This window comes from Trichocoleus sp. FACHB-6, from assembly GCF_014695815.1.
GTDB lineage: Bacteria > Cyanobacteriota > Cyanobacteriia > Cyanobacteriales > FACHB-T130 > Funiculus > Funiculus sociatus.
Map to the genome: position 1 here is coordinate 1 of NZ_JACJOY010000018.1, position 11,695 is coordinate 11,695.

Genomic DNA, 11,695 nt, shown 5'->3' on the forward strand with positions numbered 1-11,695 from the left:
TTATGAGTTATTGCCAGAAACATCGGAGACTTTTATTTATCTGGCAATGATCCGTATCATGGTCAGGCGGTTGGCATAATATTTAACCCCTCACCACTTTTCAAACATCCTCTAAGCGGTCTGGGGTACGCGCCGCCATTATAATGTCATACCCTTTACTAGCAAATAATAGAGATGTTGCTTTGCCGATGCCTTGAGAAGCACCTGTGATCAGTACCGTGGGAGCCATACGTTTGTTAAAAAATTGTTGCTCACTTAAGTTTGTGCAACTCAAGTCACGATACCCTCTAGCTTTCGTCAGAGTTTCTGATAGTTGTATTTGCGATCGCTATCTAGCTTCATAACCCTTTTGTACTTTTGTATTAGATTGCTCTGTTCCATCAACCCATTCATCATCCTTGAGAGTTAAGTGCAGTTTGGAACTACAGGCAGAGAGCAGTGACTGGGTAGATAGCTACTATGAAACCATAAGAAGTTTATTAAGGAATGTAAACGATGGAAACTCGCACTACTCCACCTGTTGCTCAAGCTTTCAATGGCAAAGACCGCAATGCGTTCCTATTTGGCTGGAACCCTCAAGCTGAACTGTGGAACGGTCGCTTAGCAATGATCGGTTTCTTAGCTTACCTACTTTGGGATTTGGCAGGCTATAGCGTGGTTCGTGACGTACTGCACCTGCTTCCTCATGTCGCCCGCTAACGATTAGACTAGCCTTACACTCAGCCTGGCGGTTGCAGGTAACTATCTAAACTGTCAGCCTGAGTGTAAGCTCCCACGCCTTACCCCCTACCACATAAGTGATACGGGGCTGATACGTATCTGTACCGTATCGCCCTGGCCAAAATTGCTTTACAATAGTTAAGATAGCTTTACGGTACTTAATACCCGGCTAGTGGTGTCTAATAGAAGGCATTAAGTATTAATTAAGTTTTCTCATCGGAAAGATTAGTAAAGCAAAACATTTTTTTAAACAATTAGTAGCCTGCAAACCCTATTTATCGAGGGTGAACGGACATCGGTATAATCTTGTAAATCGCTCCACAAAAAAGCTCGAAAAGTAACAAATGTATGCTCCAACTCGAACACCCCCCACTGCAACCAACGCAAATTAAGCGAATAGAGCGAAGTGAAAATACATATCTAGGGCTTGTAATTGCTTTCGCAATTATTGGAATCTGGGGAAGCAGCCTAATTTTCTTATTTTCCCTGGATATTTCCCAAGTTCCTGTCCTATGGAAAATAGTAGCATTAGTTTGGCAGACATTTCTGTATACAGGATTGTTTATTACCGCTCATGATGCAATGCACGGGGTAGTAGTTCCTCAAAACCTTAAAATTAATAACTTTATAGGTTCTTTAGTTTTAACTCTTTATGGACTCTTCTCTTTTAATGAGTTAAGAAAAAAACATTGGGAACACCACCACCATCCAGCCAGTGAACTAGATCCAGATTTTCACGACAGTAAGCACAAAAACTTTTTTGCCTGGTATCTTTATTTTATGATGGGCTACTGGAGCTGGAAACGGCTTATAGGGTTAATGGTGGTATTTAACCTGATTAGTTTCACGTTTCATATACCAGAAGCCAATTTAACTTTATTTTGGGTGATTCCTTCGATTTTGAGTTCGGTGCAGTTATTCTTTTTTGGCACCTATTTACCACACCAAGAGCCAGAAGGTGGTTATACTAATAACCATCGCGCCAAGACGAATGCACTCCCGATTTTCTGGTCTTTTATCACTTGCTATCACTTTGGCTACCACGAGGAACATCACGAAGCTCCTCATGTTCCTTGGTGGAAGTTGCCAGAGGTTTATAAGATGAGTCGGAAGGTCGCTTGATTAGCTGTAAATATTGAACCCCACTCCGCTTGCGGGGTAGGGTAACTTTTAACTATGGATTTATTCCTCTTGAATAATTACTTTTTAAGTGGTGGTAATGGTGCGGTTAGGGGGGCGGTTTCTTTCATTTTTTCTTCTAACTTTTGCATCGCCAAAGTTTTGTTTTCCAAAGCTAGAGAGTTTTTGGGGTCAAGTTTCAAGGCTTCTTCAAAAGCAGCGATCGCTTCTTCTAGTCGATCCAAATTCAACAGGGCGACCCCTTTACCTGCCAAACTGTTAGCATCGGTGGGAGTGATGCGGATAGCTTGGGCGTAAGCAGTAAGTGCCTCTTTATAACGTTTCAAGCCTACCAGCACTACACCACGGTTGTACCAAGCTTGAGATAATTCCGGATTGAGGTTAATAGCGCGATCGCTACTTGCAAGGGCTTCGGAATATCTTCCCAAAGTCCACAGCACTACAGTCCGGTTTGCCCAAATATCAGCCAGAAGCTTACTAGCAAAGTTAGGATCGGCACTCTTGATCGCTTTGTCGTAAGCGGCGAGTGCTTCGGGATACTTTTTGACCGTCCTCAGTATCCTGCCTTTGTTGAACCAAGCCTGAGCATAGTTAGGATTGATAGTAGTAGCGCGATCGCTAGAAACAATGGCTTCTGAGTATCTTCCCAAAAACCATAGCGTAACGCTGCGGTTGTTCCAAGCTTCCGCATAGTCAGGGTTAAGCCCGATCGCCCGATCGTGGGAGGCCAAAGCTTCTTCGTAGTTACCCTGTCCTGCTAAGGCGTTCCCCCGCTGATCCCAAGCAAATGCGGGACTCGTCTCACCCCATTTGCCATCACCTTGCAGGGCTTTCTCGCAGGGTTCCTGGGCTTCTTTAAATTGCCCCAATTTGTTGAAGGCCGCGCATTGGTTGGCTAAAGCTTGAGAATAATTCGGACTAATTTTAATTGCAAATTGCTGCGATGCTAGTGCGAGTGCTGGTTTTCCTACTACAGACAGCAAAACTCCATGTTCAGTCCACGCTGTTGCATCGGTAGGACTAATAGCCAGAGCTTGATCGTAAGAAGCGATCGCTTCTTGGTACTGTCCCAATTTCTTAAGCGCTACACCTTTGTTGTACCATGCCAGGGCTGGTGTGGCAGTTCCCCAGTCGCTGTCACTTTTTAGCGCCAGATCACAAGCTGCGATCGCTTCGGTGTATTTGCTGGCTTGCGATAATGCGGCGCACCGATCGACCAAAGCTAGAGAATAATCCGGTTTAATTTCTAAGGCACTTTCATAAGAGGCGATCGCTTCTGCGTACTGTCCTAACTTTGTTTGCGCCAACCCTTTATTGTACCACGCTATTAGAGGTGTGCCGTTGTTTCCCCAATTTCCATCGGAGATCAGCGCCTTATCGCAACTCGCGATCGCATCCTCGTATTTCCCTAAGTTGACTAAGGCAATACACCGATCCGCCAAAGCCAGAGAATAGTCAGGTTTGATACCCAGCGCCTTGTCCGCGGAAACCAGCGCTTCCGTGTACTTTGCCTGTCCTAGTAGCCCCTCAATCCGGTCAGTCCAGGTTTTCGCCTGGTTGGGGTTGAGTGCGATCGCCTGATCGCACGCCGCCACCGCTTCTGCATATTTTTTTTCGTCTGCTAATAAGTCGCACAGACTCCCCCAGTAATTAAAGTCCTTCAACTGTTCCTGAGCCAGCAGACTTTTGGGGTAATAAAAATTAATAATTGAATAAGAAAAAGTTAACAATAAACAGATGAAAGGAAGAACTTTTTGCTGGGAATTTTGCGTGTCTTGTCCCCATCTCAGAAACGAAGCTAAACCTAAATTTAGAGCGTTTTTACCTTTTGCCTTCTTCAACTTGCCGTCTTCTGCCATAACTATTGAAGATAATTATAATAGCACAGATGCGGAGATTCATCTTATTGCCAAATCTAACAGTTGGCAGTTATATAAAGGAAAATCAACTAACACCCCATTCAACGTATTTACAAGAATATCTAATAAATTTCCGGAATAAGGCGCACACAATCTGAATTATCATCGTGATTGCCATCTTTTTATTTTCTTAAATTATGAAACTTAATTTTTGGTGCAGGCTGGCGGTAAAGTTAGAGGTTAGATTTATCATAGCCTTAATATTAATCACCCCGATGCTATCAATATATGCTGCTTACGCGCAAGTTCCCGCCTCTGGAACCTTCCGGGCTACTCGCACTTGTGAAGCAACACGGGGAATTAACGGTACCAATCCGGGAAATATTCGAGTTACCAATGGTCAGAGTTACGAAGCGGTAGGCTTCAACTCTAGGCAACGAAAGTTTATATTTATTAAAGTACCTGGTGCAACCCCAGGACTTCGCTGGGTGAGTGTTGATTGTGGCATTTTTTCTGAAGGTGTAAGTGGGACTCCAATTAACTCTCCTACCGTAAAGCAGCCATCAACAGCTATACAACCGTTTTTTGATAATCTTAATAACCTGGAGACTCATCGCTTTCCGCGCAATCAAAAAGCAGACATTACACCACCAGCACCCAAACTGAGCAATTTCGATCAAGCTGTCCTGAAAACCTGCGGAACGATTGGCAGCAAGGTGACGGCAAGTGCTTTCAAAAAATTGATGTCAGATAATCGAAACGTACTGCGGGAAATTCAACAGTCAGTAGGTGGGCAATTGCGTCCAAGTAGAAGTACAGAAGCAGAATTCCTCGATGATTTAACGGCTGCTTGGAATGACAGAGGAGGGTTTGAACATATCTTTTGCGGGGAGTTAGATGGACCTACTAAAATTGGCGGGCTGCATTTTTTTGGCAGATATTTGCAACTGCAAGAAGATAAAATAGGGGGAAGATTATCTGAGAATTTGCAGAATGAAGAAGTAGTTCCTGGTGTAATTTATACAGTGGGTGTACTCATCAAAAAAGATGGGCGAATTTGGAAAGATAACATCAAAGGCTATTCTCTTGTGAGTGATGCCAAAGAAATGCTTTTGGATGCAACTAAAGCATTGAAGGTGCAGGGAAATGCTCAGGGAGCTTGCATTTTGACAGTACAAGATGATGAGACGAAAAAATCTTATAAAGCTGTATTGGTCAAGAGCAGAGATGCAATTGTTACTCTATATCCTGATGCTACTCCTAGTGGGAAAGCTTGCAAGATTTAATTAAGAGAACCCCGCCCCCTGCCCTGTCAACCGCAGGGTGGTTTCATTTATTAAAAGAAAATTATGTAACGTTGATTTTGGTTGGCGGCAGGGGCATTTTGATTGCCATGCCCCTACAAAATGCAGCAATTTTCGATATTTTCTAAGGGTTGTATGAAAGCACCCTGCTTGCCCCGTCAACCAAAGGGGGACTAAGAGTTATAAATCTAAGTAAGGTTGTATTTTTGCCTTTTGTCTGACAACCCTTTTTTAAACTGCAAAATCAGGGCGGCGATCGCTCCAAAGTTTAGCGGCTTCTAACTGGGACGCTAAAGAGAGGAGAGTAGCTTCAGCAGCAGGTCGTCCGACCAATTGTACGCCTACAGGCAAGCCGATATCGTCAAAACCGGTAGGGAGTGCGATCGCGGGTTGTCCAGTAGCATTGAACGGCGGACAGGGAGCCACCCACTGAATAATTCTTTGCAAAATCTCTTCTGGAGGCAAGTTTGCCCACTCGCCAATGCGGAGAGGTTGATGCAAATAAGTTGGCAACACTAAAACATCATAGTTCTCAAAAAAGGCCACAATTCGCCGCGCCGAAATTTGCATTTGGGCAACAGCTTGTAAATATTCACCCGCCGACCCAGATTGTTCTGCCATCCAGCGATTCATGGGTTGCAGATACTCTTTGGGAATCCCCGCCGCCGCCACACCAGCTAGAAAAACTTTGGTAAAAGGTTCAATCAAATTACTGAAATCGGGGCATCCTGGTTCCACAATATGACCCATTTCTTCTAAATGGCGCACCGTTTTTAGCACCGATTCTTGACGCACCGCATCAGCTTCGCCCACTGGTGGAATTGCTGTGCTGAAAGCAATTCGCAAAGGGTTTAACTTTTGTGCTGTCGCCGCCAAAAACGTCGTTTCTGGATCTGGCAACCAGTAGGGATCGCCAGTGATATAGCCAGACATCACATCGAGGAGAGCGGCGGCATCTGCTACAGTACGAGCCAAGGAACCATTAGTGGCAATGCCATTTTGATGATCGCCTACGGGTGCATAAGATATACGACCTCTTGAGGGTTTAAGTCCGACTAAACCACAACAGGCGGCAGGGCCGCGCACCGAACCGCCACCATCAGAACCTTGAGCTAAAGCGCACAACCCCGCCGCTGTCGCCGCCGATGCACCGCCACTCGATCCCCCTGGCGTATAATCCAGATTCCACGGATTTCGGGTTGGGGGAAAGCCTGGTGCTTCTGTAAAAGGCATAGAACCCAACTCAGAAGTGGCAGTCTTACCCAGAATAGTAAAGCCAGCCATCTTAATCCGCCCCGCCACGGCATCATCATAAGCAGCTATTTTGTCCCTCAGCGCTGGTGTTCCGTAGGTACAGCGAACCCCAGCAACTGGGTTGAGGTCTTTAATAGAAATCGGTACACCAAAAAAAGGTGGTAATTCTGAGGTGTCGCCAGCTAAAGCTTCCGTTTTTGCCTTGGCATCGGCAAGTGCCACATCTGTCATCACCGTAAAATAACTACCCAGGTTGCCATCTAGCCTGTGGATGCGTTCCAGGTAAAGTTCCGTCAACTCTAGCGGCGAGACTTGTTTGCTGCGGATGAGTTGCGCTTGTTCTACAGCTGGGGTAAAGGCTAAATCAATTTGATTCATCGTGATTTTGGGCGATCGCTATTTATTTTGAAGGCTGCGGGGTGCGTCTTGGCAATAAAATCTTAGCTTGCCATAGACATTGTTTCACGCGATCGCGCTAAGCTAGACTATCCGGCTCGACACCGAGGATTCGCAACTGTTCTGCTAGTCGTTCTGCTGTCTCTTCTGGCGTGGGAACCAAAACACCTTCTTGAGTAAAGTAGCGTAATTTGCCCGCAGCTACACCTAAATATAAATCCAGTACCTCACTCCACAGCCAGCCTTGTGCAGTTGGCACAATGGCTTGATACTGTTCTCCTACTAACCGGAACCCCGCAAATTCCAAATTCTCCGGATCGAACCAAAAGTATTCCGGCGTGCGAAATCGGTTTTGATATAGGTCTTTTTTTAAATTCCGGTCAATATTAGCTGTTGAAGTTGAAAGCAATTCGATAATTATATCCGGATATTTGCCTTCTTCTTCCCACACTACCCAAGAAGGGCGCTCTCTTTTTTGCGTGTTTTTTACCAGAAAAAAGTCAGGGCCCCGAAAGTCTCTATTTCGCAGTTGCTGCCGACTAAAATAAACTGTAAGATTAGCGCCAATAAAAAAATCATTGCGATTGCGCCACAACCATTCTAAACAACTCACCAATAAGGCTAGTTGCTTGTAGTGTACAGAACTTTCCATTTCTGGTTCATCGCTCAAAAGTTTTGTAGCATCGGGCATTCGTGCTTCCAACTCTTGCGCTGTTAGATACATATTGCACCTGCCTCACGTTACAAAATTATTTTAGATAGAAAAATAGAGAAGCCCGCCTGTGCGGGCTTTGTTTGTGGAGCATCGACCCTTGAGGATGTGGGTCAATTATGCAACGATGGATTAAACTTTGGAGCGATCGGTCAAAATTTCATATCCGTCTTCTGTCACCAACACAGTATGCTCAAACTGAGCCGACAGAGCGTTATCTACCGTTACCGCTGTCCACTTGTCGGATAAGATGCGGGTAAATTTGGAACCAGCATTTAAAATTGGCTCTATTGCCAAAGTCATTCCAGCGCGAAGCTTGACATTCGGCATCTCGCGGGTGCGGAAATTGAAGACTGACGGTTCTTCGTGCAGATTCCGCCCCACGCCGTGACCTGTGAAGTCCTCAACTATACTAAAACCATTGGCTACCACATGGTCTTGAATGGCACCAGCAAGGTCTAAAAGATAGTTTCCGGCTTTGACTTGTTCAATTCCTTTGTAGAGGGCTTCTTCGGCGACGCGAATTAATTTAGCGGCTTCCGGTGTCACTTCACCAACTGCGATGGTGATGCAGGAGTCGCCATGATAACCCTGGAAGTAGGCACCAGTATCCACTTTCAAGACATCGCCAGTCCGGATCACTTTTTTCGGGTTGGGAATGCCATGCACGACTTCGTTGTTGATGCTGGCGCAGATGGAGCCTGTGAATCCGTGGTAGCCTTTAAAGCTGGGTGTTGCCCCCATTTCGCGGATGCGCTTTTCGGCATAAGCGTCTAAATCGGCTGTTGTCATGCCAGGCTGCACCATCTCTTGAATTTCTTTGAGAACGGTTGCCACAATTTTCGCCGCCTGTCGCATGATTTCGATTTCACGCTGTGACTTGATTTCAATGCCACGGCGCTGTTTTTTCTCGCTTCGGGGTTGAGTGGGTTGGAAAAGCAGATTGTTCAGGATGTTCATTTGACAGATGGCGAGTGATGGTGTAGTGACAGATAAAGCGATCGCATCCCCGACTGCATTCGGGGGTGATACTCAACTTACGGGAACCAGCAACGCTGGTATCCTATTTTTATTAGTTTTTCAGGTATCTATATATCTTAAGTTAACTTAATTGATCCCCATCCGTGAGGCTGGTTACTCTGGGCATTGCTTTTGTAATTGGGCGCTTCTGGGTGTCAAGCTTCATGGGAACCATGAAATATAGGTTTTTTTATTTGCTTTAGGGGAGCATCTTCCAGCTGACAGTAAGGGCGACTGTAGCATAGTGGAGACTCTAGCGCGTGTTTAACCAAAAAATCTGAATCGTTCATCACTCGCTCCGTTTCGCCATCGTACACGATTTGTCCTTGACTCAGGACAATGGTGCGATCGCATATTTCCAAAGCCATGTCTAAATCGTGGGTTGCAATTAGTTGCGTCAGCGGTAAGCTTAACAGCAACTGAATTAATTGACGGCGAGAACGGGGATCTAACTGCGCTGAAGGTTCATCAAATACTAATACTTGCGGGTTCATTGCCAACACGCCTGCGATCGCAATCCGTTTTTTTTCTCCCCCCGACAAATTTTCGGTGTTGCGATTTCCGTAGTGTTCCGGATCGATGTCAACTGCTGCCATTGCCTGAAGCACTCGATTTTGCAGTTCTTTGTCTCGCAAACCCTGATTCATCGGGCCAAAAGCAACATCCTCCCAAACTGTGGGCATAAACAGTTGATTATCTGGATTTTGAAATACCAGCCCGACAAAATTCCGAATTTGTCGCATATTTCCGGAATTTATAGACCACTCCCCTATTTTTATCTCTCCTTCTTGGGGCAGGATAATCCCATTCAGATGTAACTGCAATGTAGACTTTCCGGAACCATTAGCACCAATTAATGCTACTCGTTCATTTGCTCTGATAGACAGATTTATGCCTTTTAAAGCTTGAGTTCCGTCTGGGTAAGTATAGGTAAGATTTTCAATTGATATAGGATTATGGTGCATGGCAACAATTTAAAATAAAACTTATTTATAAAAGGTATATCGCTTGTCCAATTAGCGCCAAAATTATTATCAAAGTTAGGGCTATCATGTCATTGCGTCCTCCAGGCGGCATCTTTTCAACAGGTGGTAGCCCCTGATAACCCCGCGCTAACATAGCTTGATAAACCCGATCTCCGCGTTCATAAGTGCGGATAAACAGCGATCCCATCATGTTGCCAATTACCAAACGTTGCCAACGGTTGCTGCCCATTAAGTTACGAGATGCTGCTGCCCGACGCATGGCGTTAAACTCACCAATTAAAACACCGATGTAGCGATACATTGAGGCAAGAATTGCCACCAACAGTGGTGGAACTCGCAACGCTACTAAGGCATTCAAAAGTGCGGGAATAGAAGTAGTTAAAGTTAGCACGTTCACCATTATTAGGGATAGCAATGCTTTCAGTGTCACGCTACCCAAAACCATCAAACCAACTGTAGTAATTCTTAGCGGCCCCCAAGACCAAATTACCTCGCCACCGTCCCGGAACAAAGTGCCTAGAAGCACAGCGCCGATGAAAGCAAATTCAACGGCTATTCGCTTCAGCAGCACTGTCCCAGTTACGCGACTAAGCCGGATAATAGCTAGAACGCCTAATCCATAGATTGCCCAAGTCCACCAGCGTCCGTTTGGCGTTAGCGCGATCGCAAACACAAGCAGCAGCGTACACAAGACGCGAGTCCGGGGAGCTAACGAGTGCCAGGCTGTATTCTTCTTGCTATCAACATCCAACTGAACTGCACCAAGGTGTAGCAGCATTCACCTAATTTCCTATTTATTCCCTTGGTGGATTGGGATAATCTGAATCATCGGTTGGTGAACCAGAGTTGCGAACAACTAATTTACCAATTCCCCAAGCCAAGCCAAACGTTGCTAAAGTTCCGATTAAACCTGCAATAGGGGTGGCAATTTGTTCCGGTACGCCTCTGACGGCATATTCTTCAAAAACGCTGTAAAAGGGGAGTTTTCGGGCTGGTGCGTCTTCTGCTGCTTTAGTGTCAAACTTATGATCTTGAGCTACCCTATCTAGTCCGTCTGGATCTGAACTAGCGAAAGGGGACAAGAAAATTGCAATTAGCAGGGCAGTTCCTAAGCCCGCGATGACAAAAGCACGGTTGCGTTGGCGGAGCCTGTGCGAAGCGCTTTCGGGAGACATATTGCTACTCATAATTTAGCGCGTTGTATACGAACGAGATGCGGACGAATAAGCTCTGCGGGGTGGGTCGAAGAAAAGATCGGGACGCGATCGCCAAACAAAACTCACTGCTATGACTGTGATTATTGCTTCTCCAATGCCGATCAGTACGTGCCAAAATGCCATTGCCGATATCGCTACTCCTAATGGCACTGTCTCTGACAAAGCGAGTTGCACTGCGGTCAAAATTGCCGCAACAAATACGCTTGTCCAAGCTGCAACTGCTGTGCCAGCTAACATTCCTCGCCAACTATCCCGACCTAGAGCAAACCGAATTACTTTGTATAAATAGTAACCACCAAATGTGCCAATCAATCCCATGTTGGTGATGTTGGCTCCCAGCACTGTCAGTCCGCCATCCTGAAATAAGACAGACTGGACGATGAAGACTGCTGCCATTACCAGCGATCCAGCCCACGGCCCCAGCAAAACTCCGGCTAGTGTACCTCCCAGCAGGTGTCCAGATGTACCGCCGGGAATTGGGAAATTAATCATTTGGGCAGCGAATATAAAAGCGCCACAAACTCCCATCAGCGGTACTGCTCGTTCCTTGTAGTCCGCTTGGACTCGATTTAAGGCGATCGCAATCAATCCGATGGCAAGTAGCCATGTCACCAGGCTTACAGCTAGACTCAAGAACCCATCCGGGATGTGCAAGGCTAAGTGCGGCTGTATCATCCAATGCAACAGGCTTGAGGAGGAAATACTAAGTAGCTCTACTGACAATATCATCAATAAATGTTCTCTAGGGGACAATTTTAATAGTGATAACCCTCTAATAAAACCTTTCTTTGGGTAAAAATTCAATCCTATAGGGGGGCATAATCACTTAAGAATTTAAAATTTAGAATTTAAGATAATTTTAATTTTTTCACTTTGATTTCTAATTTATTTCAAAAGGTAGATGGCTTGAGGAGCAAACCGTAAATGTTCATAAATAAATGTAACTTAGTATACGGACTCACAGATGGGTTGACAGTTCAAGGGGAAATGAACCGCCCAATGACGCGATCGCATTCCTACATTGCTATATCTAGCAATCCTAAATGATTCGTAAACCCTTGTAGGGACACGGCAGTGCCGTGTCCCT

At 45.5% G+C, this 11,695-nt stretch carries 13 protein-coding genes and 1 pseudogene; 5 read left to right on the forward strand and 9 right to left on the reverse strand.

Translation table 11 applies throughout. The features are described from left to right. Positions 1–109: 109 nt before the first annotated feature. Positions 110–229, reverse strand: a pseudogene (locus H6F66_RS03050) (SDR family NAD(P)-dependent oxidoreductase); the annotation flags it as partial. A 266-nt stretch (positions 230–495) separates the two neighbouring features. Between H6F66_RS03050 and H6F66_RS03055 the strand changes: the two are divergent. Together H6F66_RS03055 and crtW are read left to right on the forward strand one after the other, a co-directional pair. Next, entirely contained in the window at positions 496–699 is a 204-nt protein-coding gene (locus tag H6F66_RS03055; RefSeq protein ID WP_190418093.1) for a chlorophyll a/b-binding protein, read from the forward strand. Between the two features lie 369 nt (positions 700–1,068). After that, positions 1,069–1,842 (forward strand): beta-carotene ketolase CrtW, encoded by a 774-nt coding sequence (gene crtW / locus H6F66_RS03060; RefSeq protein WP_190418095.1) that lies wholly within the window; start codon positions 1,069–1,071, stop codon positions 1,840–1,842. 77 nt (positions 1,843–1,919) lie between these two features. Here the strand turns inward: crtW and H6F66_RS03065 are convergent, their stop codons facing one another. Beyond that, positions 1,920–3,719, reverse strand: coding sequence for a tetratricopeptide repeat protein (locus H6F66_RS03065; protein WP_190418096.1), 1,800 nt, complete (start codon positions 3,717–3,719; stop codon positions 1,920–1,922). A gap of 197 nt (positions 3,720–3,916) precedes the next feature. Here H6F66_RS03065 and H6F66_RS03070 point away from each other — a divergent pair, with 197 nt between their 5' ends. After that, positions 3,917–5,005 carry an EndoU domain-containing protein gene (locus H6F66_RS03070; protein ID WP_199295124.1) on the forward strand — a complete coding sequence of 363 codons (1,089 nt, stop codon included), beginning with the start codon at positions 3,917–3,919 and terminating at the stop codon, positions 5,003–5,005. A 249-nt stretch (positions 5,006–5,254) separates the two neighbouring features. Here H6F66_RS03070 and H6F66_RS03075 read toward each other — a convergent pair whose 3' ends face one another. From H6F66_RS03075 to map, 3 genes are all read right to left on the reverse strand, one after another. Next, on the reverse strand, positions 5,255–6,655 hold the full coding sequence (locus tag H6F66_RS03075) for an amidase (RefSeq protein WP_190418097.1): 1,401 nt from the start codon (positions 6,653–6,655) through the stop codon (positions 5,255–5,257). A 97-nt stretch (positions 6,656–6,752) separates the two neighbouring features. Next, positions 6,753–7,397 (reverse strand): Uma2 family endonuclease, encoded by a 645-nt coding sequence (locus H6F66_RS03080; protein WP_190418098.1) that lies wholly within the window; start codon positions 7,395–7,397, stop codon positions 6,753–6,755. 120 nt (positions 7,398–7,517) lie between these two features. Then, complete coding sequence (map, locus tag H6F66_RS03085) at positions 7,518–8,345, reverse strand: type I methionyl aminopeptidase (RefSeq protein ID WP_190418099.1); 828 nt, start codon at positions 8,343–8,345, stop codon at positions 7,518–7,520. Positions 8,346–8,352: 7 nt separating this feature from the next. Here map and H6F66_RS03090 point away from each other — a divergent pair, with 7 nt between their 5' ends. Continuing rightward, a complete protein-coding gene (locus tag H6F66_RS03090) occupies positions 8,353–8,496 on the forward strand; it encodes a hypothetical protein (RefSeq protein ID WP_190418100.1) in 144 nt (47 codons plus the stop codon). Between the two features lie 64 nt (positions 8,497–8,560). Here H6F66_RS03090 and H6F66_RS03095 read toward each other — a convergent pair whose 3' ends face one another. From H6F66_RS03095 to H6F66_RS03110, 4 genes are read right to left on the reverse strand one after another with little or no spacing between them, the layout of a single operon-like run. Next, the gene (locus H6F66_RS03095; protein WP_190418101.1) at positions 8,561–9,370 is read right to left on the reverse strand and encodes an ATP-binding cassette domain-containing protein; all 810 of its coding nucleotides are present in this window, start codon (positions 9,368–9,370) and stop codon (positions 8,561–8,563) included. Between the two features lie 25 nt (positions 9,371–9,395). After that, positions 9,396–10,169: a cobalt ECF transporter T component CbiQ gene (gene cbiQ, locus H6F66_RS03100; protein ID WP_190418102.1), complete on the reverse strand. Its 774-nt coding sequence runs from the start codon at positions 10,167–10,169 to the stop codon at positions 9,396–9,398. A 16-nt stretch (positions 10,170–10,185) separates the two neighbouring features. Further along, the gene (locus tag H6F66_RS03105; protein WP_242019123.1) at positions 10,186–10,566 is read right to left on the reverse strand and encodes a PDGLE domain-containing protein; all 381 of its coding nucleotides are present in this window, start codon (positions 10,564–10,566) and stop codon (positions 10,186–10,188) included. Positions 10,567–10,581: 15 nt separating this feature from the next. Further along, positions 10,582–11,283 (reverse strand): energy-coupling factor ABC transporter permease, encoded by a 702-nt coding sequence (locus H6F66_RS03110; RefSeq protein ID WP_199295125.1) that lies wholly within the window; start codon positions 11,281–11,283, stop codon positions 10,582–10,584. A 249-nt stretch (positions 11,284–11,532) separates the two neighbouring features. On the opposite strand from H6F66_RS03110, the gene H6F66_RS28700 reads away from it, so the two are divergent. Continuing rightward, a complete protein-coding gene (locus H6F66_RS28700; protein ID WP_277873868.1) occupies positions 11,533–11,655 on the forward strand; it encodes a hypothetical protein in 123 nt (40 codons plus the stop codon). Positions 11,656–11,695 lie beyond the last annotated feature (40 nt).